A 22,859-nucleotide genomic window follows, 5' to 3' on the forward strand; every position below is an offset into this window, starting at 1 on the left:
GCTCGCAGCCGCATTGGGACCTAACCTCCACGCCGAAAGAGCCTCATGCCGGCCTGTGTGACGTCGGCCATGGGCTCTCCCGGACGGCCCTACCTCCGGATTCCACTACAGTGGATGGCAGCATGACACTTCCCGATTCAGGCCAGCTGGCAGGCCTCCACCAAGCCCTTGATCAGTGGTTCGCTGAGACGGCCCGCGACCTCCCGTGGCGCGAGCCGGATTGCAGCGCGTGGGGCATCCTGGTTAGCGAAGTGATGCTTCAGCAAACACCCGTTGTCCGCGTGCTGCCGGTCTGGCTCGACTGGATGGAACGCTGGCCCACACCCGCCCACCTTGCCGACGAACCGTCGGGCGCAGCCGTCCGCCATTGGGGGCGGCTCGGTTATCCACGCCGGGCTCTGCGGCTGCACGCGGCCGCCGTCGCAATCCGTGATCAGCACGGCGGCAAGGTTCCTGACACTTTTGACGAGCTCCTGGACTTGCCGGGTGTAGGCAACTACACGGCGGCCGCCGTCGCGGCTTTTGCGTTCGGCCGGCGCGAAACAGTGGTGGACACCAACATCCGGCGCGTCCACGCGCGGCTCATCTCCGGCAGCGCGCTCCCGGCGCCGGCCTTGACCGCTGCGGAGATGCGGCTGGCCGCGGCCCTCATGCCCGAGGACCAGGAGTTGTCCGTGCACTGGAACGCTTCGGTCATGGAACTCGGCGCCATGGTGTGCACCGCCCGCAGTCCCAAGTGCGCTGAATGCCCGGTCCGTTCCAGTTGCGCCTGGCTCGCCGCCGGCGAGCCGCCGCCGTCGTACACTCCAAAGGGGCAGTCCTGGCACGGCACGGACCGCCAGGTGCGCGGTGCCGTGATGGCCGTCCTCCGCGAGGCGGCCACCCCGGTGCCCCGCGAAATGTTCCAGCAAGCACCGGCGGATCTCGGGTTCGCGCCGTCCGGCGTCGGAATCCCGCTCGCCGCACTGCACCGGCTCAACTCCGCGCCCGAGCAACTCGAGCGCGCCCTTGAGGGCCTGTTATTGGACGGTCTGGCTGAAATGCACGACGGCGGTTTGCGGCTTCCGGCGTAGCTTTGGCCGGGTGCGGTATCGGTTGGGCAACAGGCTTCCAGGATCAATAACAATGCAGGCGCCGTTTGCCCTGCGCCAGCGGCATTCCCGCGACACCCACTGAGTGCAGCACTACCCTGAAGCATGGGCAGAATCGGATTGGCCTTGACCCTTGCCGGGACCGCAGCATTGCTTCCCGGTTGCTTGGCCGAACCAGTGGGCTGCCCGGCGATCGGACACGTGGCCGGCGTATCCCTGACCGTGGCGGCGGACTATGCCCCGGACGTCGCTTCGCTTCGATTGAAGGCATGCCAGGATGGCATCTGCACTGAAAAGGAACTGATGCTGAACCCCGGGGCCACCTCCGTGGACCAGGGCTGCACGCCAGATGGCGTGTGCTCTGCGACATCCTCGCCTGACGGGACGCTTCACGGGTTTATGGAGCTCCCCGCACTGTCCGAAAGTCCTCTTGAGGCAACCGTGACTGGCTCTTCCCCGGCCGGTGTCGCGTTGCCGACGCGTACCCTGACCTTCACTCCCCGAGGTGAGTACCCTTACGGTGAACAATGTGGGCGGGTCATTTCGGCTGGCCTGACGCTGGACGGAGCAGGTTTGCGGCAGCGGTAGTGCTGCCTATGCACCTGCGTCGATGATGAGCCTCGAACCGCCGGAGTCGTCTTCGTCCTTCCCGCAACGTGTGCAGCGCCTGCAGCTGCCACGTGAACCGGCTCCTAGTCACCATGAGCGAGCCGGGATCGGGCGAAGACTAGCCCGGTGGTCCCCCAACAGCCTTCCGGTAACCACTTGGCGTGAACCCCAGGTACTTACGGAAGTCGTTCGTTAGGTGCGCATGATCTGCGTAGCCAAGTTCGACGGCGATCGCCGCAAGGTCCGCTGTTGGGTTGGACCGGGCAAGCTCGGCGGCATCCTGCAATCTGCGGCGCCGTATGAGGGCGGAAGGGCTCAACCCGACGTACTTTGCAGCGATTCTTTGCAGGGTTCTGGGCGACACGGCAAGACGGGACGCCACATCCTCAATCAAGAACACATCGGGCTCGGATGCGATCACATCCACCATCCGGTTCGCGAGCAGGGCTTCCTCGTCAGCAACGCACTCCAGCGAAACCAGCCACGCAACAAAGGCTTCCACTGCCCGCTCTCGGCGAGCGCCGCCGTCGTACGTGTTGCCACCTGAAGTGGCGGTCATGGCTGCCGACACTGCCTGCTGAAGGTGGGCGAAGTCCAGCACCACTTCCTGATCGCGGAGAGCGGCGGGGTTGTCAGTGAAAAGCGGCACTGCTGCGGGCCGGAGTAGTGCGCCCACGGCCCAGCCCTGGCCTGTCAGGTCGCGGTAGGCGGCGCGGGTGGTTGGCCCGGAGAACTCCACCGCATCGCCTTGCACCACCAGGTTGGATGTGGGGTAGGCGATCACATGTTGCCGTGATGACCGGCCGGGTTCGATGTCCCACTCCGGAATCCAGAACCACTGCACCAAATGGAACACAGAAGCCGGGGCCGGGATGCGATGGAAGGTGGGCAGTCGCGCCGGATACAGGATGCCCTTGAACGAACCTTCCATTGGAGCCTCTCCCCTGAGGATCAAAGCTGTCGCAAATCTCCAAGCGCAACAGGGCAAGGTGCCCGTAGCGTCATAACCATGACAGATACTACAAGCAGAGAGTCCATCACAGCAGCCCACGGCGAGCACACCACACATGGCATCCCGAACGGCCTGACAAGCCTGACGCCGTTCCTCTCGGTGCCCAACGCCAAGGAAGCCATTGCCTTCTACCGTGATGTGTTCGGGGCCAGAGTTGTGGGCGAGACCGAGATGGGAGGGGTGGTCGTCCACGCCGAACTCGACTTCGGCAACGGCCACCTTCAACTTGGCGAGCCCAACCCGGAATACCATCTGGTGCCGGCGCCAAGCGGCGAGGACGATTGCTACTCCCTCGGCCTGTATTGCCAGGACGCGGACGGACTGGTCAAGAAGGCCGAACATGCTGGGGCAACCATCCGCGAGCCGCTGTCCACGTTCGTCTCAGGTGACCGTTACGCGAGCATTCGCGATCCGTTCGGCGTGCGCTGGTCCATCATGACGCGGGTTGAGGATATCTCGGAGGAAGAGAGCAACCGCCGCGTTGATGAGTGGGCCGCCCAGCAGGGCTGAACTCACTAAGAGGCCATGCCCGGCGGGCTTCCGTTACGTGAGGCAGAGGCAGAATGGATGCCCGGCCGGGTCAAGGAGCACCCTGAACGTTTCTCCTGGCTGGTGGTCAGCCTTGCTCGCACCAAGGGACAGGGCAACTTCCTCGCCCTTGTCCAAATCCTCCACGATCATGTCCAGGTGCATCTGCTGCGGGATGGTCTGGCCGGGCCATTTGGGCGCCTGGTACACCTCCACTTGTTGGAAGGAGATGCAGTTGCTGCCATCGCTGGGTCGGATATCAAACCAGTCACCTTTGTCCTCCACTTCCCAGCCGAAGAGCTCGCCATAAAAGGCGGCCAAGGCGCCGGCATCAGGACAATCGATAACCACACTCGGGTATTTAGCTATAGCCATGTGTTAAACCTCGTCAGCAGTTTTCTTCATGCGGGCAATGGCGCTCTTGGTGCCGCGCTGGGTGAGAACGTGAACTATTGCGCCCACGCCTGCGGAAACAACGGCGAACACAAGCACGCCCGGTAGTGAATCGTTGAGGTCCGTGCTGTCTTTGGGGGCAGGTTTGCCGGTCTTCTTCTCCCAGAGGCCTTCGAGCGTTTTGTTTGCGAGCGTGCCAGCTCCAAGGCCAATTGCCAGACCAAACACTTTTACCAGTATGTTCACCAAGATCCTCCATAAGATAGGGCGCCGCCAAGCGACGTCTCACACAACAACCGCCTCAGAAACAAGGCAGGGCCGCTGCAATTGCAGCGGCCCTGCCTGGATTCTTAATCCTTCTTGAAGGCATCTTTCAGCTTCTCGCCGGCACCTTTGAGGTCGGCTTTCGTCTGGTCGCCCTTGCCTTCGGCTTCCAGACGCTCGTTGTCCGTCAGCTTTCCGGCAGCTTCCTTAGCCTTGCCGCCCAGCTTCTCGCCAGCGTTCTCCATCTTGTCGTCAGCACCCATGTTTCGTACCTCTTCCTTGTAGTGAACCTGTACCTCTACAACATCACTAATCAGTGTACTTAGCAATATTTCGGAGAAAATTGTCAGAACCTAGAGTTCTCCAAACCCTTCCTCCACAAGCCGCCCCACGTACTCCACGGCCTTCGAGGCGTCCTTGCCGCTCGCTTCAACGCGCAGGGTGGAACCCTTGCCGGCGGCCAGTGCCATGAGCGCCATGATGGACATGCCATCAACGCCGTTGACCGTCACCTCCACATCCAGCCCGGACAGCCCGCCGGCGATTTTGGCCGCCGGCCTGGCATGCATTCCCAAGGGGTTGATGAGCTCGAATTCACCGCTTGCATCCGGCTCATGCTTGACATCAGGGGCCTCCGGGCCCGCATCACCTGCGGGCGTGTTGCCGAACGCCACAGCTTCGGCTGCTTTGCGGACATCCTCGACGCCGGCACCTCCCTGAGCGGCGACGGCCGCAGCAACGAGCCCCTCAACCAGCGGCGCATCGGCGATGAGGACGGCTTCGGGATCGCTGGCGAACTCCACCGCCGACTCGGCTGTCATCACAGCAGAACCAAGATCGGTCAGCACCACCACGCCGTCGCCCCCGGAATCAACCAGGGACTGCTCGACGGCGGCCAGCACCTTCTCCAGGCTGGTTCCGATTCGATCGTCGTCAGTTCCCCCGGCGGCGGCGAGTTCGACGTCGGGTGCCATCTGCGCGGCGAGTTCCACCGCCCCCTCAGCAATCTTGCTGCTGTGCGACACCACCACAATCCCCACGGTCATACGGCGTCGGTTCCTGTATCGCCAGTCGAACCGGCGGCAGCTGCTGCGGCCGCGCGGAGGAGCAGCGCGGTGGAAGCGGCGCCGGGGTCGCGATGGCCTGCACTGCGCTCCCCCAGGTAGCTTGCCCGCCCCTTGCGTGCCACCAAAGGATCGGTGGCCACGGCCCCGGCTTCGGCAGCGTCCGCAGCCGCTTCCAGAACCGCCAGCACGTCTGCACCGCTCGCGGCCGCCTTTTGGGCAGCTTCAACCGCCGGTGTCCAGGCGTCGATCATTGTCTTGTCGCCGAGCTCGGCTTTGCCCCGGGCCACCACGCCATCACGGGCGGCCACGAGGGCAGCGGCTAACGCCTCCGCTTCAATGTCGTTCGCGTCCCCCACGGAGGTTGCTGCCCGCAGATACGCCGTGCCGTAAAGCGGTCCGGCAGCTCCGCCCACCTTGGACATGAGCGCCATCGCTGCAGCCTTCAACGCCGCTCCAGGAGTATCGGGCGGGGTCTCGTCGAGCTTCTGCAGCACAGCTTGGAATCCCCGGTCCATGTTCTCGCCGTGGTCCGAGTCGCCGATCGCCCGGTCCAGCTCAATGAGCTCAACCCGATGTTCGTCCATGGCTTTAGCGGAGAGTTTCAACCATTCCAGCGCCCACTGAACGTCCAAACCCATGCTCAGGCTCCCCACCGCAGGGCTGCAGTGTGGACGGGCGCGTCCCACAGCCTGGTCAGCTCGTCATCGAGGCGCAGCACGGACACTGAGCACCCTTGCATCTCCAGGGAGGTCACGTAGTTCCCCACCAGCGAGCGCTCCACGGTGGCGCCGCGCTCGGCCAGAACTTGGGCAGCGCGTCGGTACACGATGTACAACTCGCTCTGCGGGGTGCCGCCCATGCCATTGACGAAGAGCAGGACCTTCTCGCCTGACGCGAGGGCCAGGTCCTCCAGCACAGGCTCCAGGAGGCGGTCCGTGATGGCGTCAGCACTTTCCATCGCAATCTTGTGCCGTCCAGGTTCGCCATGAATGCCGATGCCGATCTCAATCTCATTCTCCGCGAGTTCAAAACTCGGCGTACCGGCGTGCGGAACCGTGCAGCCGGACAGGGCAACACCCATGGTCCGCACATTGGCCACTACGCGCTCAGCGATGGCGGTGACAGCGTCAAGGTCGTCGCCTCGCTGGGCGGATGCACCGGCGATCTTCTCCACCAGGACCGTTCCACCAACCCCGCGCCTGCCAGCCGTGTACAGCGAGTCTTCCACCGCGACGTCGTCGTTGACCAACACTGAACGAACGCGCACGCCTTCAGCCTGCGCCATTTCGGCGGCCGTTTCGAAATTCAGGACATCGCCGGTGTAGTTCTTCACAATATGGACGACGCCGGCGCCTGAGTCCACGGCGACGGTTGCCGGGATGATTTGGTCCGGTGTGGGCGAGGTGAAAACTGCGCCGGGGACCGCGGCGTCCAACATGCCGAGGCCTACGAAGCCCGCGTGCAGGGGCTCGTGGCCACTGCCGCCACCGGAGACAAGGGCTACTTTGCCCGCTACGGGAGCGCCTTTCCGGACGACGTATTTGGGGTCGGGATGGACGTCCACGATGTCGGCATGGGCCATGCCGAAACCTTCAACGGACTCGTCCACCACGGCGCGTGGATCATTAATGAGCTTTTTCATGTGATGCTCCTGGGCGTGCTGTGGCTGGTGCTCTGACCCTACTACCGGGGGCTGTTGGCACGGTAGGCCTGAAGCGCCGGTTGTGCATAAATAGCGCTAGGACCACCCTCTTAATGACCGGAAGGGACAGCCCCCAATGACTATCCCTTCCGGTGATGCTGCTTTTCGGTCCGCTAATCCTCGGCCGCTTGGGTTGTCACCGCCTCGGGTTTACTTCCGGCCTGATACTCGGGCCAGAAGGCGGAGTACAGATCAGGGTTCGAGTGGCCCGCGTCCTGCAAAGAGGTTTCGTGGGGCCATGATCCGTAAGGCATATCGATCTGGAATGCGGAGAAATCGGGGAACGTGACCCTGGGGTCCATTGTTCGCATCCCCCTTAGCTATTCAGGACGGCGTCGCCGCCGGTAGAGACAACGTCCTGCAGCAGCACCGTCTGATCGATGACCGGAAGCCCTACAACGTGACCGAAGCTGAACATATTCTTCGGATCCAGCTCCGCTTTCGCCTTCCTGAGCCGTTCGCGTGCACCGGGCAGCCACGGCCTTTCCCTGTCCTCAGCATCCACAAAGTGGCCGTGCAGATTCACGAACGTCCCCGCATTGGCAGCCGGACGAAGGTCTTCATGAACCGAGTTAAAGACTGTTGGCAGGATGTCCAGGACCGGCGGGACAGCAATGGCTCCCATAAAGAAGCTGAACGCTGCGTCACGGCCACCCACAATGTCTTCTCCGTCCGCACTCTTTGCCAGGGCGCCGCCCAGGAGCCGCAGTTCCGCCAACAACACAGGACTGTCCACCCCGGGACCAAAGTGCCGCAACAGGGCATCTTCGGTTTGTTCGTCCAGACGATCCAGCAGGAAGCCATGCTCCCGCACAGGCACCGGCTGGTCCGGGTCCTGGTGAATGGTGTCGAATTGGGTGGGGCTCAAAGGCCCGGTGGCGTCCATCATAAAGGGTGCGCAAGTGCGCATTGGCTCCAGGACTTCCGAGGCGGTTGCCGGATCACCTTGATAGGCGTAGCGGAGATGGATGACGAACTTTCCACGCAGTGGCTCCGGAATCATTTCCATCTCCGGGAGGCGCAGGAACGCCATGGACGCTGATGCCTCCACCGGCAGCGAAGGCACCCACTCCCGGAATGCCCGCAGGACCTCAGGCGCATGTCCGCCGTCGAAGTACAACCCGCCGGCGTAAAGATCGTCCGCCGGGAAGAGATGGAATTCCATGGCCGTGACGATGCCAAGGTTTCCTTTGCCGCCACGGAGAAGGTAGAACAACTCCGGGTTCTCGTCTTTGGTCACCCGGCGCTGCGTGCCGTCGGCGGTGACGAGTTCAAAGGCAATGACGTGATCTGAGGCGAAACCATATTTGCGGCCCAGGATGGGCAGGCCGCCGCCCAGGGTGTAGCCCACCACCCCAACGTCGGTAGTGGAACCGCAGAGGCCCATCAAACCGAAGGTCGCGGCGAGATCCACCACGGCCTTCCAACGGACGCCCGCACCAACGCGGGCAGTTTTCTCGATGGGGTCAATGCTCAGCTCCAGCATCCGGCGGGTGCTGATGAGCAGGCCGCCCTCAATGGCATTGGTGGCGCCGTGACCGGTGGACTGGACGGAGACGGGCATACCGCGCTCAGCCGCCCAGCGAACAGCCGCGGAAACGTCCTCAGCATCGAGGGCGCCGAAGGCAAGATCAGGTTGGTGCTGTGTAGAGAGGTTGAAAGCCGCTACTTCGGGAGCGAACCCCGGATCGGCAGGCGTGAACACGGGGCCGTGCACGCTGAGTTGGAGTTCTGAAACATCTGAAAAGGACGCGTGGGACTGCATGATCTTCTCTCAATTGACCGATGTGGTGGAAGCTTCCCCAGCAAGCCACCATCAGTTTATCCATCAAGTGGATATAAGAGAAGGGAAAATAAATCACGCATAATCGGGCAGGCCTGAGCCACTTGGCCTTGGTGGCGGAAATTAAACCGCAAGAGTGCTGCGGCGGGTGTTAGAGCTGCTTGATCATGCGCGTGTTGCCCAGGGTGTTGGGCTTTACGCGGGCAAGGTCAAGGAACTCGGCAACGCCTTCGTCATGCGAGCGCAGCAGCTCCGAGTACACCTGCGGATCAACCACGGACTGGTCAGCCATGACTTCGAATCCGTGACGCTTGAAGAAGTCCACCTCGAACGTCAGGCAGAACACGCGGCTCACGCCCAGGGCTCGCGCCTCTTCCAGAAGGTTCTCCACAAGGACGTGACCCACTCCGCGCCCGCGCCAGGAGTCGGCTGCGGCAAGGGTGCGGATTTCCGCCAAGTCTTCCCACATGACGTGCAGGGCCCCGCAGCCGATCACTTCGCCATCGTCGGATTCAGCAATCCGAAATTCCTGGAGGCTCTCGTAGTACGCCACAGTCTCCTTGGCCATGAGGATCCGCTCCTCGGCCAAGGGGGCCACAAGCCTCTTGATCGCCGCCACGTCGCTGGTGCGGGCAGGGCGGAGGCTGAAGGTCGAATTCACTCCCCCATCCTAACGAGGCAAACAGGTCCCGGCCGCGCACACAGCACCACATGGTTCGCGAACGGATGATCCGGAGTCCGGTCGTCGGACAGGACGCCAGGGAGGAACTAGTCTCAAGTGGTGCCACCCAACTGGAAAGGTATTGAGATGAAGAAGGCCGTTCTCACTCTGGAGGGCACCCTCAGCGATGTTGTCGCCGTCTCGGAAGCGGCAGCGAAGGCCATTGCCGTAAATGACAGGGTTCGGCAGCGGCTGTACCGCGAGTTGCATAGGCTGCACGAGCGTCGTGGTGCATTAGCAAAAGCCCCCGACATTACGAGGGGACGAAAGCGAATCCTGTGGCAGGCATTGTGGGGCTTCCTCCTCAGCGCCGGCTTGTCGGCCGCACTGACAGCAGCCGTGATGTTCGGTCCTTCAGATCGCAAGAGCACCTATATCACCGCGGAGCAGGCAGCTTCGGTAGCCTCCCCTGCCGCGGTGATCGGAATCGTGCTCCTGGCAGTTGCACTCTTCCTCCCGGTGCCCGCAAGGCCGGCAGCACGATACGGAACCGTGTGCACACTGATTGTGGGACTTTTCGTCGTCGGCCTCGTGACCTTCAGGGCTGCCACGGGCGTCGCCGATGATCGAGGATTTGATACCGGGCAGGTCGCACCGTGGCTCATCAAGATGACGCTGACACTTGCACTCCTGGCCCTCCTCGCTTGGCGCCTGAACCGCAAACGATTGCTGGAACTCCAGCGGGACCTCGGTCCCGCAGCTCGCAAAGAGGCTATGCGAAACTTACGGTCGGCGGCTGAACACCTTGCGGCAACGTCGGTTGAACATTGGGACCGAGGAGCCAGCGGCTCGGTATCAGCGGCATGGAAGGCACAACTGAAGCAGCTGGAGCAACAAGGGACACCCTCGCATGTCATCGCTCAGGCACAAGCGATCGGGCCGATCGCATGGCTTGCCCGGTTTGTCTACGGCGGCGATTTCAACGGGGACCTGCGCAGAATCCTGTCCCGATAACACCAAGACAAACGGTAGCGGCGGCCAATGAGGGTTCCCGCGTCACCGGATCTACACTCCCAGCTCCACCGGCAAAGGAACGTCCTCGCCCAGCACCTGCTTGGCCAGGAAGCTCTCAACCACTCCGTACCAAACCTTCGCGTGCTGAGGCTGCAGGATCCAGTGGTTCTCGTCGGGGAAGTACAGGAAGCGGTGCGGGCTTTGGCCGTTCTCATCGGCCGGCAGCTGGGATGAGGACAGTAGCTCGTACCAGAGGCGGAGGCCTTCGCCGATGGGAACTCGATAATCCTTGTCACCGTGGATGACCAGCATGGGAGTTTTGATATTGCCCACGTTCCGGTGCGGCGAGTTTTCCATCGCCATTTCCACGGTCATTTCCTTGAGCCAGTACTGGGCGGCGTCGGTGGTGGGGCCGAATTGGTCCAGTGCCCACAGGCTGGCGTGGGTGACGATTGCCTTGAAGCGGTCGGTTTGCCCGGCAACCCAGTTGGCCATGTAGCCGCCGAAGGACCCGCCCATTGCTGCTGTCCGCGATTCGTCAACGTCCGGCCGGGCAGCCACGGCGTCCGTAATGGCCATGAGGTCCGTGAAGGGCTTCTTTCCCCATTCGCCCCACCCGCGCTGGATGAACTCCTGGCCGTAGCCGGTGGACAGGGCGGGGTCGGGAAGGAGGACGGCATAGCCCTTGGCTACAAGCAGCCACGGGTTCCAGCGCCACGTCCAGGCATTCCACGAACCCAATGGCCCGCCGTGGATCCACAGCAGGAGCGGTGCCGGGTTGTCCCTGGACGCGCCCTCAGGGACCGCCAGGTATGCAGGAATACGGGAGCCATCTTCGGCAGTCGTTTCCACACGTTCCAACTTGCCCTTGAAAACAGGCCGCTCCGCCGGCGCCTGCAACCGGACCACCTCACCGGTGGAGAGATTAATCCGTACAGCCTCGGCGGGGAACTCGTACGAGCTTCGGAGCGCATACGCCGTGGTTCCGTCCGGAGAAACCACGACGTCGGAATAGGCGGAGGCGTCTTCCGTCACCCGAGTGACTGCTCCATCCGCGACGCTGATCCGGAAAACCGGCGACGCGCCGTCGTCGTCCGCTGTTACCAGCACGGCGCTGCCGTCGGGGAGCCAGGCGACGGGGTTGGCCCAGCGGTCCCATTGGTGCGCGAGCGGCTCCAAGTCGGTGGTCTCGCCGCCGGCGACGTTGAGCATGTGGAGTTTCACTTGGGGAGCCTGCGCGGGTGTTGTGTCGCTCTCGCTCTGCACCACCAATGTCCGGTTGTCCGGGCTCACCGGACCGGGGAAGTAGCTCATTCCCGGGTGGTCCAGCAGGACCTTGACGGTCCCGGTCGCGACGTCGACGGCGGCAAGCACCTCGCGGCTGTCAGCCTTCGCGAGCGCTTTGGTCATGCTGGTGTAGATGGTCTTGCCGTCCGGGCTCACCACTGTCTTGGCTTCGCGCAGCGATCCGCCGACGCCGGGTGTCAGGTTCCGGAGGCGCAGCGGCGTTGACGCATCCACGGTGGACGGCTTGCCGGGGGCTTCTTCTTCACCCTGCTCCACAGCGAAGATCCGCGGCTCGGCCGGACCGAGGTCGGCATCCCAGTAGCGGACCGGGTAGCCGCTGTGCAGAATGGCCGAGACCTTGTTGTCCTTGCGGGCTTTGCGTCGTTCCTCGTCGTTCTCCTCGTCCGCGGATCCAGCCAGGACCTCAGCGTTGACGAAGGTGGCATGGGCGTCCCGGGCGGCCATGACCGAGCCAATGCCACCCGAACGTGAGTGGACCACGCGGGCCTCTCCCCCGTCCGCGGGCAGCAGCCACAGTGCATTCACGGGGTCCGCGTCGGGGCTTTCCGGATCGGGACGGGCCGAGGTGAAGTACAGGTCGCCGTTGGCAGCGAAGACGGCACCGGATTCGCCTTTTGAGCTGCGGGTGATGCGGCGCGCGTGTTTCCGGCCGCTGGGGTCCAGCTCCCAGAGCGCAGTGGCGAACTCGGTTCCTTTGCCGTTCAGCGTGGTCACGGTGGTGACCAGTCGCTTGCCGTCCGGACTGAGGGTGAGGCCACCGACCCGGGGGATGGCGAGGTAGTGGTCAATGTCGTGGAACGGGGTTTCGGGCTGCTCGGCCCGTGCATGAGTGTCAGCAGAGTCCATGGTCCGATTCAACACGGATTGTGCACCAGATCACAGAGTGGTTCACTCACAGTGAAACAGTACTTTCACATATTCACCCAACTGAGTCGCAGCAGAGCGCGTTTTGAACGCTCAAAACGCGCTCTGCTGCTACTTACTTGGGAGGTCTTCCAGGGCTTGGAGCACGGGCGCGGTTCCGTCCTCCGCTGCGATGGCCGCCGCCACTTTCGCGGCGCGGTGCGCGTACGACGGCGTGCTGACAGCTTGTGCGATCGCGTCACCAAGGCGCTCCGGAGTCAGCTTCTTATAGGGCATCGGCTGGGGACCCACTCCGAGTGATGCAACGCGGGCCGCCCACAGCGGCTGGTCCGTGTAGACCGGGACGCCAATGGCAGGCACTCCCGCACGAAAGCCGGCCGCAGTGGTTCCCGCCCCGGCGTGATGAACCACTGCCGCCATCCGCGGGAACAGCCACTCATGCGGAACGCCCCCAATGCCAATCGCATCGTCACCCAGGGCTCCGTCCGCTCCCTGTACAACAGCCCGCACTCCGGCACGGCGGGTTGCCTCGAGGATGAAAGTGGGGTCGATGTGGGCACTACTTCCAAAACCAACAAAAACGGGCGGTGGGCCGTCGGCAAGGAAGGCCACCAGGTCCGTCGGAGGCTGCCAATCCGCTCTCACGGCCGGCCACCAATATCCCGCCATCACCAGGCCCGCGTGCCAATCTGCAGGCCTCGGCAGCACTGAGGGACTGATGCCGTGAAGAATAGTGGCGTGCGCTTTGCGACGACGGCGCTCACCGGCTGCGCGGCTCTGCCTGCCCAGTCCGAGCTCCTTGCGAAGGCGCGCACTGGGGCGATCGTAGGGAGCCGGGCCCGCAGCTGCGCGCTCACCAATAATCTTGTTTCCCCAAGCGCCAAGGCTTCGGGCAGAATTCATGAGCACCGGCGGGTATGCTGCACTGGGCTCCGTGGGCTGCAAATGTGCTCCTATGGCCGGAATGCCCAGGGCTTCTGCGATGTCGTACGCATAGGGCGCCACCGAATTGGCCAAGATCACGTCAGCCCCGGCCTCAGCCGCAGCCAGGGTTCCGGTGGCGGCGTCATCCATGTATTCAGTGAGCTTCCGCCAGAAGCTGAGCACACTTCCGGATGACGCGTTGGCGCCGGGCGCTGGTTGCCTGATCAGTGCCTCAAGATCTCCGGGGAGCGGCCTGAACTCGCAGCCGGACTCGACAACAAGAGGGGCGTAGGCAGGGTTGGACGCGATGGCCACCTCATAGCCCAGGTTTTGTAGACGGTTTCCCAGCCCCGCCATGGGCGCGACATCTCCCCGAGTCCCCGGAGCCACCATGAGAACGCGCATGCGGTCCCACCTCCCTTCTTCGGAGTTTTTGTACAGATAACGCCCTTATGAAGCCACCTTATGGGCATTACCTGTACAAAAACTCGGCACGCGCCAACGCAAAAGCCCCGCCCGCTCTTTGTTGGAGCGGGCGGGGCTTAGTGCTGGTGCGCTTTGTGCTGTAGAGACTACGCGGTGGGAGCGATCTCCGGGATTCGCGGCTTGGCGTTGCCTTCGAATGTGAACTTGGCGTCGTCACCTTCGCCGTCAACGTCCACCACCACGATGTCGCCGGAGTGGATCTCGCCGAACAGGATCTTCTCGGACAGCTGGTCCTCGATCTCGCGCTGGATGGTGCGGCGCAGCGGCCGGGCACCCATGGCGGGATCGTAACCGCGCGTGGCCAGGAGAACCTTGGCAGCGGGGGTGAGCTCGATGCCCATGTCCTTGTCCTTGAGGCGACGCTCCAAGCGGTTCACGAACAGGTCCACGATCTCGATGATCTCGTCCTGCGTCAGCTGCGGGAACACCACGACGTCGTCAACACGGTTGAGGAACTCGGGGCGGAAGTGCTGCTTGAGCTCCTCCGTCACGCGGGCCCGCATCCGGTTGTAGCCGGTCTGGGTGTCCGTACCGGACTGGAAGCCAGTGGCCACGCTCTTGGAGATATCGCGGGTACCAAGGTTGGTGGTCATGATGATCACCGTGTTCTTGAAGTCCACCACGCGGCCCTGGGAGTCGGTCAGTCGGCCGTCTTCCAGAATCTGCAAGAGAGAGTTGAAGAGGTCCGCGTGGGCCTTTTCCACTTCGTCGAACAGGACCACGGAGAACGGACGCCGGCGGACCTTCTCGGTCAGCTGGCCGCCTTCTTCGTAGCCGACATAGCCCGGAGGTGCACCGAAGAGACGCGAAACCGTGTGCTTCTCGGAGTACTCGGACATGTCCAGCGTGATGAGGGCGTCCTCTTCACCGAACAGGAACTCGGCAAGTGCCTTGGCAAGTTCGGTCTTGCCGACGCCGGTGGGCCCGGCGAAGATGAACGAGCCGCCAGGACGCTTGGGGTCCTTCAGGCCTGCACGGGTGCGGCGGATGGCCTGGGACAGAGCCTTGATGGCCTCGTCCTGGCCCACAACGCGCTTGTGCAGTTCGTCTTCCATCTTGAGCAGGCGCGAGGACTCTTCCTCGGTGAGCTTGAAGACCGGAATGCCCGTGGAGTTCGCAAGAACTTCCGCGATCAGATCCTCGTCAACCTCGGAGATGTCGTCCATGCCGCCGGACTTCCACGTGCGTTCCTTCTCTGCGCGTTCGGCAATGAGCTTCTGCTCCTTGTCGCGCAGCGAGGCAGCACCCTCGAAGTCCTGGGCGTCGATTGCCGATTCCTTCTCCATCTTGACGTCAGCAATGCGCTCGTCCATGGCCTTGAGCTCCGGCGGAGCGGTCATGCGGCGGATGCGCAGGCGTGCGCCGGCTTCATCGATGAGGTCGATCGCCTTGTCCGGAAGGAAGCGGTCCGAGATGTAACGTTCGGCCAGCTGTGCCGCCGAGGCGAGGGCGCCGTCGGTGATCGTTACGCGGTGGTGTGCCTCGTAGCGGTCACGCAGGCCCTTGAGGATCTCGATCGCGTGCGCAACAGAGGGTTCCTTGACCTGGATGGGCTGGAAACGACGCTCAAGCGCAGCGTCCTTCTCAATGTGCTTGCGGTACTCGTCAAGGGTGGTGGCACCGATGGTCTGGAGTTCACCACGGGCAAGCATCGGCTTGAGGATGGATGCAGCATCGATGGCGCCCTCGGCAGCACCTGCACCAACGAGCGTGTGGATCTCGTCGATGAAGAGGATGATGTCGCCGCGGGTGCGGATTTCCTTGAGAACCTTCTTCAGGCGCTCTTCGAAGTCACCGCGGTAGCGGGAACCGGCAACCAGGGAACCGAGGTCAAGCGTGTACAGCTGCTTGTCCTTGATGGTCTCCGGGACATCGCCGCGGACGATCGCCTGGGCGAGGCCTTCGACGACGGCAGTCTTACCGACGCCGGGCTCACCGATCAGGACCGGGTTGTTCTTGGTGCGGCGGGAGAGGACCTGCATGACGCGTTCCATCTCCTGCTCGCGGCCGATCACGGGATCGAGCTTGTTCTCGCGGGCAGCCTGGGTGAGGTTGCGTCCGAACTGGTCAAGCACCACCGAACCGGCAGGAGTACCTTCCGGCTGGCCCTGGCCCGAGCCGCTGCCAGCGGTCTCCTTGCCCTGGTAGCCGGAGAGCAACTGGATAACCTGCTGACGGACCCGGTTCAGGTCCGCCCCAAGCTTCACCAGCACCTGGGCGGCCACGCCTTCGCCTTCGCGAATGAGGCCGAGCAGGATGTGCTCAGTACCGATGTAGTTGTGGCCGAGCTGCAGTGCTTCGCGGAGGGAAAGCTCAAGCACCTTCTTGGCGCGCGGGGTGAAGGGGATGTGACCGGATGGGGCCTGCTGGCCCTGACCGATGATCTCCTGCACCTGCTCACGAACGCCATCGAGCGAAATGCTCAGGGACTCGAGCGCCTTGGCAGCAACGCCTTCACCCTCGTGGATCAGACCCAAGAGGATGTGCTCGGTACCGATGTAATTGTGGTTAAGCATCCGTGCCTCTTCTTGGGCAAGGACGACCACGCGACGGGCACGGTCCGTAAATCTCTCAAACATTTCGCCACACTCCTAGCTACGACGTACTTTGATGCTACGTGTCTGAGAAGCACTTTTGGGGCGTGTTCGCCACAGGGGAAACATGACGTGATTGCGGAATAAATCCGGCTCCAGCCCTTGACCTCGGCTAGCCGCCGGTGTCACCCTGTCGCCTTGCCGGGCATCACACAGTGGCGCCGGGCCGGAAGCATTTCCGGCCGCCCTTGGCCGCGAGTTAGTTGAAACCCCATTCATGCCGGTATTCGAACCTTGCTACTCCTGGGGATTCACAGGATATTCCAAGGCTTGGGAGGGACTCCCGCAAACTTCCGCCTTAAACGCCAATGCCCCGGCAAGAGACTGCCGGGGCATTGCAGCGGTTAATCAGGAATTGGCCTTTTGGTAGGCTTCCTGAATTTCAGCCTGAATACGACCGCGGCTGTTGACGGTGTAGCCGTTGTCACGGGCCCACTGGCGGATTTGCGCCGAATCCTGGTTACGTGCGGCTGTTGCACGGCCCCTGGTTGCGCGGCCGGAAGAAGTCTTCCTAGCCTTTGCGACGTAGGGCTCCAATGCCTTGCGCAGCGAGGCTGCGTTGGCAGTGGACAGGTCCATCTCGTAGCTCACGCCATCGAGGCCAAAACGGACAGTTTCGTCCGCGGCGCCTTCATCCAGGTCATCGACGAGGATGATTTTTACTTTCTGTGCCATGAGGTGCCTCTCATTCGGAGGGTTGGATATTCAGAAATTCCCCGGATTCCTTTGATGATTATCGTTCACGGCAAGCATGCACGTCAAAGCGTAATTGGATTCTCTTCAGTTAGCTGAACCCAATTGAGCTATTTAGCTGCCGGCCCCTCGGAGGCAGGTCCCGAGTTTTTCAAATTCGCTTCGGCCTGCGCCTTGGCTTCCGCCTGACGTTCTGATTTGTCCGCATTGAAGATCGACTTCATGGCAAACCAGAAGATCAATCCCACCACAATGGATGGCGCCAGGACTGCGATGTACTCCATAATCAGTGACCTTCAGGCTTCAACAACGGGAACAGGATGGTTTCGCGGATACCAGCACCGGTAAACAGCATCACCAAGCGGTCAATACCCAACCCGATGCCACCCATGGGTGGTGCACCGTATTCAAGGGCCCTCAGGAAGTCCTCGTCCAGCTGCATGGCTTCCTCGTCGCCTGCAGCGGAGCGACGGGACTGCTCTGTGAGGCGCTCACGCTGGATCACGGGATCAATGAGCTCAGAGAACGCCGTTCCCCGCTCCATGCCGCCAATAATCAGGTCCCAGGCCTCAATGAGCCGGCCGTCTTCACGGTGCGGGCGAGCCAGCGGCTGGGCCGACGGCGGGTAGTCGTAAACAAATGTGGGGTTCAGCAGGGTTGGTTCCACGATCTCGCCGAACAGTTCCACAACGATCTTCTCGGCGTCCCATTTGGGGTCCACCTTGACCTCGTGCTTGGCAGCAATTGCCAGCAGTTCATCCACCGTGGTGTCCGGAGTAATTTCAACCCCTACAGCTTCGGAAATACCCGGGTACACCGAAATCCACGCCCATTCGCCGTCGAGGTTAATTTCCCCGGCGTCCGTCTGGATGGTGCGTGTCCCCACGACGTCGGCCACGTTCAGGATGATTTCCTTCATGCGCTCGGCCATGACGAACTGGTCCGCCCACGCTTCGTAGCATTCGAGGGTGGTGAATTCGGGGCTGTGCGTGGAGTCCACGCCTTCGTTGCGGAAGACCCGGCCCATGTCATAGACGCGGTCAATGCCGCCAACAACAGCGCGCTTGAGGAAGAGCTCAGTGGCGATGCGCAAGGTCATCTTCTGGTCGAAAGCGTTCATGTGCGTCTCGAACGGACGTGCAGTAGCTCCGCCGTGGACCAGCTGCAGGATGGGAGTCTCCACCTCCACGTACCCGTGGCGGTCAAGGGTGTCGCGGACCGAGCGGGTGATGGCTGCACGCTTGTAGACCATTTCGCGGGCTTCGTCGCGGACCATGAGGTCAACGTAGCGCTGGCGAACACGGGTTTCCTCATTCAGTTCCGCGTGCAGGACCGGGAGCGGACGCAAGGCCTTGGATGCCATGGACCAGGAGTCGGCCATGACAGACAGCTCGCCGCGGCGGGAAGAGATGACCTCGCCCTTGATAAAGACGTGGTCTCCAAGGTCAACAAGGGCCTTCCAGTCAGCGAGCGCTTCCTCACCGACATTGGCCAGGCTCAGCATTGCCTGGAGGCGCACCCCCTTGCCGTCCACCCCGCCCTCCTGGAGCGTGGCGAAGCACAGCTTGCCGGTATTGCGGACGAAGACGACGCGGCCGGTGACGCCCACGGTGTCTCCCGTGGTTTCATCGGCTTCCAGGTGTGCGTACTTCTCGCGGATCTCGCTGAGGGAATGGGTCCGTTCTACACCCACCGGATAGGCCTCGGTGCCGCGCTCCATCAGCTTGGCGCGCTTCTCCATACGGATGCGCATTTGCTCGCTGGCATCGATGGGCTCTGCGGAGGTGTTCTGGGCGGGGGTGTTTGCGGAAGTCACAATCCTTAAGTTTACCGGTGATTACGGGCCTTTACTTCCGGGGGCCCAGATCGGGGAAACGCATAGACTCAGGCTGTGGAAACGTGGACGGTTGAAACGAACGACGGCGGCGGGCAGCTTGAGGTGCACACCTTTCGGCCTGCCGATTCTGCAGGTGCTTCCCTTCCGGGTTCGAAGGCACCTGCTGAACCAGCCGGCGTCGTACTTGTTCATGGCACCTTGGTGACCGACGCCCTGTACTGGCCGTTCGCGCGGACGCTGAGCGTCATGCTGGGGCGTCCGGTGCACAGTTACAACCGGCGCGGAAGGGGACATTCCACACCGCAGCCGCCCGACTATTCTGTGGGCACTGAGATCGCGGACCTTCAAACCGTCATGGAACGCACCGGCTCCACGGATGTGGTGGCACACAGCTATGGCGGATTCGTAGCACTGCAGGCCGCGCGCCAAGCCAGAATCAACAAGCTGGTGACGTACGACGCCGCCGTGTCGCTCTCAGGCAACCTCAACAGCCGGTGGCGGCCCGAGCTCGAGGAAGCTGTAACCTCCGGCCAGCTGGATCACGCTTGGGCCCATCTGGTGCAAGGACTGGGAACGGCGGGGCCGATTTCCTATCTGCCCATGGGTGCGCTGCGTGCGCTCAGTGTCCTCTCCGCCCGGACCCGGCTGGGTTTGGAGATGCGCTCCCTCCTACCCACCGCCGTCACGGAAATGCGTGCGGTACTGGACGCGGACGCCCACCTTCACGATTTCATGCAGCTCTCCACCCCTACTCTCATGCTCAGCGGTGGGTGGAGTCCGTCGTATTTCGCCGAGACCGGCCGGATTCTGGCCGGCGCCGTGCCGGCCATCACCTTCGCGGTGGTGCCGCTTCAGTTCCATGAGGGTCCGCTCCGGCCCGGGAAACGGCTCGCGTCGCGGATCGCCCGGTTCCTGTCGGGTAGTCCCGGTAGTCCCGTGGAGGACGAAACCGACAGCGCCCCCTAGGATGTTCCGGTGAGGGAACGGGACATCAAAACGCACGACGGCGGCAATCTCGCCCTGTACAGCTACGGCACGGAAGACGCGCCCGGGGAGCGCCGCGTGGTGCTCATTGGAGGCGCATTCCTCACTGCTCTGATCTACCGTCCTTTTTCCATAGCTCTATCCAAGGGACTGGGCGAAGGCTGGGCCGTGGATGTGTACGATCGCCGCGGCCGGGGCCAGTCAAGCGAGCAACCCCACAATTACTCCATGGCGACTGAAATCGCCGATGTCCGCACCATCATGGACGCCACGGGTGCCCGTAACATCATGGGCCATAGTTTGGGCGGCGCCGTGGCGCTCAACGCAGCCCAGGCCTTCGCAGGCACGCCCCACCAGCCGGACAAACTTGCCGTGTACGACGCCGCCGTAAACATTGACGGCAGCATGGATACCGGGTGGATCAAAGGGTTCGAGGACTCCGTCAATGCCGGTGACATCAATCAGGCCATGGCAAAGGTGAAGCGGGGCATGGAGGCTGGGACAGCACTTGCCCGCGTACCGGAACCCATTCTGGTCGGGCTCATGGCCGTGGTGTCACGAACCAAAGTAAACAAGCTCTTCCGCGACTTGCTGCCCACTGGCGTGGGGGAACTCAAAGCAGCCTTCGATGAGTCCGACACTCCGCGGGATTTCGCCGTCCTTCCTCCCAGCACGCACTTCATGGTGGGTAAGAAGAGCCCGCAATTCTATAAGGTCACCGCAGCGCGCCTTAACAGGGCCGTTCCAGGCAGCACCTTGGAAGTCTCGCCCAAAGGCTTTCACGGCTCTGTTCCGGCCGCGGTCAATGAATTGGTCTCCGACATCTCGGACTATTTCAAGAGCTGATCCGTTCCCTGGTTATACACATAAGGGGCGGCATGCTGCCTGCATTCAGGTCGCTCGGTTAGGCTCGAGTTATGACGCGCGACATCATCATGACCCACGACGGCGGACACCTCGAAGTACTCACCACCGGCGGTGAACTGGCAGCAGGCTCCGGCGTCGTCGTCGTTCCTGCCTCAATGGTGACTGCCACTGACTACCAGCGTTTCGCTCAGAAACTCAGCGAGGCCCTTGGCCGCCCGGTCCACACGTTCAATCGCCGTGGGCGCGGGGATTCGTCCCCGCAGTCGGAGGACTACACGCTTGAAGCGGATATCCGGGACCTCCACGACGTCATGAAGCACACGTCCAGCACTGATGTGTTTGGTCACAGCTTCGGCGGCGCAGTGGCGCTGCACGCGGCCCGGACCCTTCCGGTGGAACGCCTGGCGGTGTACGACCCCGCCGTGTCCGTTAACCACAGTGTCAAAGCTGATTGGACACCGGATTATGAACGCGCGACGGCGGCCGGTGACTATGATCGTGCCCTCGCCATCCTCATCAAGGGAGTTGAGACCGGCGGCGCCTTCGCCCGCATGCCCCTGTCCATGCTGACCTTGGCAAACAAACTTGCCGCCGGAACTCCATTGGGCAAGCAGATGCGTGAGCTGATGACTTGCGGTGTCCGCGAGATCAAGGCGGTCATCGCTGCGGACATGCCGGCCGAGCCGTTCGTTGAACTGCCTTTGGAGACCTTGATTGTGGTGGGCGAAAAGAGCCCCGCATACTTCGGCGTTGCGTGCGGCCAGATCCACGACATCCTTTCCGGATCCAGCTACACCATCCTGCCCGGCTCGGGGCATGACGGGCCCATCAAGGCTCCGGAAAAGCTGATCTCGGAGTTGTCAGAGTTCTTCTCGGGCTAGGACCTTCGCCGGCATTCGGGCGGGCTCTACGCCCTTGGACCGTGGTTTGGCAGAAACTTGTCCCCCGCTTAGGCTGTTAATACTAAGTCCCCTTACCTTTTAGGGGGCGTGCGTTGACCGGTTCAGATTCCCGGCAGCTGCATGACGTGTTCCAGACCTCGGCAACAGGAGGACCACCATGACTGATCAGTACACATTCCGAAACCCCGTCACGGCCTACGAAAAAATCTCACCACCCAAACAGCACCAGCCCGAGCCCGGCCTCGATGCTGAACTGACGCCCAAAGCCGACCTGGGTGAAGAAAGCTACCGCGGAACGGGACGGCTGGAAGGCCGCAAGGCGATCGTCACCGGCGCGGACTCGGGAATTGGTGCCGCCACGGCCATCGCCTTTGCCCGGGAAGGGGCAGACGTCGTTCTTTCGTACCTGCCCGAAGAGGAAGAAGACGCAGCCCGAATTGCCGGCATCATTGAGGCCGCAGGCCGCAAGGCCGTGAAGGTGCCCGGAGACCTCAAAGACTCTGCCATGTGCCAGGAAGTGGTGGACACCGCTATTGCTGTCCTCGGCGGTGTGGACATCCTGGTCAACAACGCAGGCAAGCAAGTGGCGCAGGAAGATCTCACCGAGATCACCGACGAACAGTTCGACCACACGCAGAAGACCAACGTGTACGCCATGTTCTGGCTGACCAAGGCAGCACTCCCCCACCTGCCTGCCGGATCCACCATCATCAACACCACATCCATCCAGGCCTACAACCCGTCACCAACACTGGTGGACTACGCCAGCACCAAGGCGAGCATCAACAACTTCACCAAGGGACTCGCGCAGCAGCTGGCGCCCAAGGGCATCCGTGTCAACGCCGTAGCACCCGGCCCTATCTGGACCCCCCTACAGGTCAGCAGTGGTCAGCCGAAGGAAGAACTTCCGGAATTCGGGCAATCCACACCCCTGGGCCGCGCCGGCCAACCAGCCGAACTGGCTCCGGCCTACGTGTTCCTTGCCTCAGCGGAATCCAGCTACGTTGTCGGTGAAACGCTCAACGTCAACGGCGGCAGCCCCACGCCATAATTAGCGGCGCTCACCTATTCTGGGTGCGGCTTCTTGGGGGGCGAGCTTGTTACCGCCTATTCAGGGCAGGCTCGCTCCCGGGGCGGGCTGCTCAGCCTGGTTGTGGGTGGGTTAAAGTCGAAGAGCCCCAGCCAGTGGCTGGGGCTCTTCTTAATGGTTGTCCGGCGGTGTCCTACTCTCCCACACCCTCCCGGGTGCAGTACCATCGGCGCTGTGGGTCTTAGC

General features: G+C 62.6%; 23 protein-coding genes. 8 read left to right on the plus strand and 15 right to left on the minus strand.

Features of this window, described 5'->3' with window-relative positions:
* Window positions 1-122 precede the first annotated feature (122 nt).
* Together MOD31_RS11995 and MOD31_RS12000 are read left to right on the plus strand one after the other, a co-directional pair.
* Window positions 123-1,073 (plus strand): A/G-specific adenine glycosylase, encoded by a 951-nt coding sequence (locus MOD31_RS11995; RefSeq protein ID WP_166840974.1) that lies wholly within the window; start codon window positions 123-125, stop codon window positions 1,071-1,073.
* A 123-nt stretch (window positions 1,074-1,196) separates the two neighbouring features.
* Window positions 1,197-1,679: a hypothetical protein gene (locus tag MOD31_RS12000; RefSeq protein WP_250820713.1), complete on the plus strand. Its 483-nt coding sequence runs from the start codon at window positions 1,197-1,199 to the stop codon at window positions 1,677-1,679.
* A gap of 139 nt (window positions 1,680-1,818) precedes the next feature.
* Here the strand turns inward: MOD31_RS12000 and MOD31_RS12005 are convergent, their stop codons facing one another.
* Window positions 1,819-2,631 (minus strand): helix-turn-helix transcriptional regulator, encoded by an 813-nt coding sequence (locus MOD31_RS12005; RefSeq protein WP_250820714.1) that lies wholly within the window; start codon window positions 2,629-2,631, stop codon window positions 1,819-1,821.
* Between the two features lie 78 nt (window positions 2,632-2,709).
* Between MOD31_RS12005 and MOD31_RS12010 the strand changes: the two genes are divergently transcribed.
* Complete coding sequence (locus tag MOD31_RS12010; protein ID WP_250820715.1) at window positions 2,710-3,222, plus strand: glyoxalase/bleomycin resistance/extradiol dioxygenase family protein; 513 nt, start codon at window positions 2,710-2,712, stop codon at window positions 3,220-3,222.
* 33 nt (window positions 3,223-3,255) lie between these two features.
* On the opposite strand, the gene MOD31_RS12015 is transcribed toward MOD31_RS12010, so the two are convergent.
* The 8 genes from MOD31_RS12015 to MOD31_RS12050 form a co-directional block, all read right to left on the minus strand.
* The gene (locus MOD31_RS12015; protein WP_142937163.1) at window positions 3,256-3,615 is read right to left on the minus strand and encodes a VOC family protein; all 360 of its coding nucleotides are present in this window, start codon (window positions 3,613-3,615) and stop codon (window positions 3,256-3,258) included.
* 3 nt (window positions 3,616-3,618) lie between these two features.
* Window positions 3,619-3,879, minus strand: coding sequence for a DUF4235 domain-containing protein (locus tag MOD31_RS12020; RefSeq protein WP_142937164.1), 261 nt, complete (start codon window positions 3,877-3,879; stop codon window positions 3,619-3,621).
* A gap of 104 nt (window positions 3,880-3,983) precedes the next feature.
* Window positions 3,984-4,160, minus strand: coding sequence for a CsbD family protein (locus tag MOD31_RS12025; RefSeq protein ID WP_035760998.1), 177 nt, complete (start codon window positions 4,158-4,160; stop codon window positions 3,984-3,986).
* Between the two features lie 90 nt (window positions 4,161-4,250).
* On the minus strand, window positions 4,251-4,943 hold the full coding sequence (gene dhaM, locus MOD31_RS12030; RefSeq protein ID WP_223941429.1) for a dihydroxyacetone kinase phosphoryl donor subunit DhaM: 693 nt from the start codon (window positions 4,941-4,943) through the stop codon (window positions 4,251-4,253).
* Window positions 4,940-5,602 (minus strand): dihydroxyacetone kinase subunit DhaL, encoded by a 663-nt coding sequence (gene dhaL / locus MOD31_RS12035; protein WP_250820716.1) that lies wholly within the window; start codon window positions 5,600-5,602, stop codon window positions 4,940-4,942. The genes dhaM and dhaL overlap by 4 nt, the downstream gene beginning before the upstream one ends.
* 2 nt (window positions 5,603-5,604) lie before the next feature.
* Window positions 5,605-6,606, minus strand: coding sequence for a dihydroxyacetone kinase subunit DhaK (gene dhaK, locus MOD31_RS12040; RefSeq protein ID WP_142937167.1), 1,002 nt, complete (start codon window positions 6,604-6,606; stop codon window positions 5,605-5,607).
* Between the two features lie 376 nt (window positions 6,607-6,982).
* Complete coding sequence (locus MOD31_RS12045; RefSeq protein WP_223941427.1) at window positions 6,983-8,431, minus strand: FAD-binding oxidoreductase; 1,449 nt, start codon at window positions 8,429-8,431, stop codon at window positions 6,983-6,985.
* Window positions 8,432-8,600: 169 nt separating this feature from the next.
* Window positions 8,601-9,110: an amino-acid N-acetyltransferase gene (locus tag MOD31_RS12050; protein WP_223941426.1), complete on the minus strand. Its 510-nt coding sequence runs from the start codon at window positions 9,108-9,110 to the stop codon at window positions 8,601-8,603.
* Between the two features lie 147 nt (window positions 9,111-9,257).
* Between MOD31_RS12050 and MOD31_RS12055 the strand changes: the two genes are divergently transcribed.
* Window positions 9,258-10,124: a hypothetical protein gene (locus MOD31_RS12055; protein WP_250820717.1), complete on the plus strand. Its 867-nt coding sequence runs from the start codon at window positions 9,258-9,260 to the stop codon at window positions 10,122-10,124.
* A gap of 51 nt (window positions 10,125-10,175) precedes the next feature.
* On the opposite strand, the gene MOD31_RS12060 is transcribed toward MOD31_RS12055, so the two are convergent.
* From MOD31_RS12060 to lysS, 6 genes are all read right to left on the minus strand, one after another.
* Complete coding sequence (locus tag MOD31_RS12060; protein WP_223941425.1) at window positions 10,176-12,278, minus strand: alpha/beta fold hydrolase; 2,103 nt, start codon at window positions 12,276-12,278, stop codon at window positions 10,176-10,178.
* 129 nt (window positions 12,279-12,407) lie between these two features.
* The gene (locus tag MOD31_RS12065) at window positions 12,408-13,625 is read right to left on the minus strand and encodes a glycosyltransferase (protein WP_250820718.1); all 1,218 of its coding nucleotides are present in this window, start codon (window positions 13,623-13,625) and stop codon (window positions 12,408-12,410) included.
* 167 nt (window positions 13,626-13,792) lie between these two features.
* On the minus strand, window positions 13,793-16,285 hold the full coding sequence (locus MOD31_RS12070; protein WP_089593213.1) for an ATP-dependent Clp protease ATP-binding subunit: 2,493 nt from the start codon (window positions 16,283-16,285) through the stop codon (window positions 13,793-13,795).
* 363 nt (window positions 16,286-16,648) lie between these two features.
* Window positions 16,649-16,975: an Lsr2 family protein gene (locus tag MOD31_RS12075; RefSeq protein ID WP_014920382.1), complete on the minus strand. Its 327-nt coding sequence runs from the start codon at window positions 16,973-16,975 to the stop codon at window positions 16,649-16,651.
* Between the two features lie 128 nt (window positions 16,976-17,103).
* On the minus strand, window positions 17,104-17,277 hold the full coding sequence (locus MOD31_RS12080; protein WP_011772935.1) for a hypothetical protein: 174 nt from the start codon (window positions 17,275-17,277) through the stop codon (window positions 17,104-17,106).
* A 2-nt stretch (window positions 17,278-17,279) separates the two neighbouring features.
* Entirely contained in the window at window positions 17,280-18,809 is a 1,530-nt protein-coding gene (gene lysS / locus MOD31_RS12085) for a lysine--tRNA ligase (RefSeq protein WP_250820719.1), read from the minus strand.
* A gap of 75 nt (window positions 18,810-18,884) precedes the next feature.
* On the opposite strand from lysS, the gene MOD31_RS12090 reads away from it, so the two are divergent.
* The 4 genes from MOD31_RS12090 to MOD31_RS12105 all read left to right on the plus strand — a co-directional run bounded on the left by MOD31_RS12090 (window position 18,885) and on the right by MOD31_RS12105 (window position 22,634).
* Window positions 18,885-19,796, plus strand: a complete 912-nt coding sequence (locus MOD31_RS12090; protein ID WP_250820720.1) for an alpha/beta fold hydrolase — start codon at window positions 18,885-18,887, stop codon at window positions 19,794-19,796.
* Window positions 19,797-19,805: 9 nt separating this feature from the next.
* Window positions 19,806-20,660: an alpha/beta fold hydrolase gene (locus tag MOD31_RS12095; protein ID WP_250820721.1), complete on the plus strand. Its 855-nt coding sequence runs from the start codon at window positions 19,806-19,808 to the stop codon at window positions 20,658-20,660.
* 71 nt (window positions 20,661-20,731) lie between these two features.
* Entirely contained in the window at window positions 20,732-21,562 is an 831-nt protein-coding gene (locus MOD31_RS12100) for an alpha/beta fold hydrolase (protein ID WP_250820722.1), read from the plus strand.
* Between the two features lie 178 nt (window positions 21,563-21,740).
* Window positions 21,741-22,634 carry a glucose 1-dehydrogenase gene (locus MOD31_RS12105; RefSeq protein WP_250820723.1) on the plus strand — a complete coding sequence of 298 codons (894 nt, stop codon included), beginning with the start codon at window positions 21,741-21,743 and terminating at the stop codon, window positions 22,632-22,634.
* Window positions 22,635-22,859: the final 225 nt, after the last annotated feature.

The sequence above is a fragment of the Paenarthrobacter sp. TYUT067 genome (assembly GCF_023656375.1).
Taxonomy (GTDB): Bacteria; Actinomycetota; Actinomycetes; order Actinomycetales; family Micrococcaceae; genus Arthrobacter.

Bases quoted from the DNA above. Each gene is read 5' to 3' on its own strand.
- MOD31_RS12045 (WP_223941427.1), bottom strand. From the start codon at position 8,431: ATGCAGTCCCACGCGTCCTTTTCAGATGTTTCAGAACTCCAACTCAGC.
- MOD31_RS12010 (WP_250820715.1), top strand. From the start codon at position 2,710: ATGACAGATACTACAAGCAGAGAGTCCATCACAGCAGCCCACGGCGAG.
- MOD31_RS12025 (WP_035760998.1), bottom strand. From the start codon at position 4,160: ATGGGTGCTGACGACAAGATGGAGAACGCTGGCGAGAAGCTGGGCGGC.
- MOD31_RS12000 (WP_250820713.1), top strand. From the start codon at position 1,197: ATGGGCAGAATCGGATTGGCCTTGACCCTTGCCGGGACCGCAGCATTG.
- dhaK (WP_142937167.1), bottom strand. From the start codon at position 6,606: ATGAAAAAGCTCATTAATGATCCACGCGCCGTGGTGGACGAGTCCGTT.
- MOD31_RS11995 (WP_166840974.1), top strand. From the start codon at position 123: ATGACACTTCCCGATTCAGGCCAGCTGGCAGGCCTCCACCAAGCCCTT.
- dhaM (WP_223941429.1), bottom strand. From the start codon at position 4,943: ATGACCGTGGGGATTGTGGTGGTGTCGCACAGCAGCAAGATTGCTGAG.
- MOD31_RS12105 (WP_250820723.1), top strand. From the start codon at position 21,741: ATGACTGATCAGTACACATTCCGAAACCCCGTCACGGCCTACGAAAAA.
- MOD31_RS12080 (WP_011772935.1), bottom strand. From the start codon at position 17,277: ATGGAGTACATCGCAGTCCTGGCGCCATCCATTGTGGTGGGATTGATC.
- dhaL (WP_250820716.1), bottom strand. From the start codon at position 5,602: ATGGGTTTGGACGTTCAGTGGGCGCTGGAATGGTTGAAACTCTCCGCT.
- MOD31_RS12055 (WP_250820717.1), top strand. From the start codon at position 9,258: ATGAAGAAGGCCGTTCTCACTCTGGAGGGCACCCTCAGCGATGTTGTC.
- MOD31_RS12060 (WP_223941425.1), bottom strand. From the start codon at position 12,278: ATGGACTCTGCTGACACTCATGCACGGGCCGAGCAGCCCGAAACCCCG.
- MOD31_RS12005 (WP_250820714.1), bottom strand. From the start codon at position 2,631: ATGGAAGGTTCGTTCAAGGGCATCCTGTATCCGGCGCGACTGCCCACC.
- MOD31_RS12100 (WP_250820722.1), top strand. From the start codon at position 20,732: ATGACGCGCGACATCATCATGACCCACGACGGCGGACACCTCGAAGTA.
- MOD31_RS12070 (WP_089593213.1), bottom strand. From the start codon at position 16,285: ATGTTTGAGAGATTTACGGACCGTGCCCGTCGCGTGGTCGTCCTTGCC.
- MOD31_RS12015 (WP_142937163.1), bottom strand. From the start codon at position 3,615: ATGGCTATAGCTAAATACCCGAGTGTGGTTATCGATTGTCCTGATGCC.
- MOD31_RS12075 (WP_014920382.1), bottom strand. From the start codon at position 16,975: ATGGCACAGAAAGTAAAAATCATCCTCGTCGATGACCTGGATGAAGGC.
- MOD31_RS12065 (WP_250820718.1), bottom strand. From the start codon at position 13,625: ATGCGCGTTCTCATGGTGGCTCCGGGGACTCGGGGAGATGTCGCGCCC.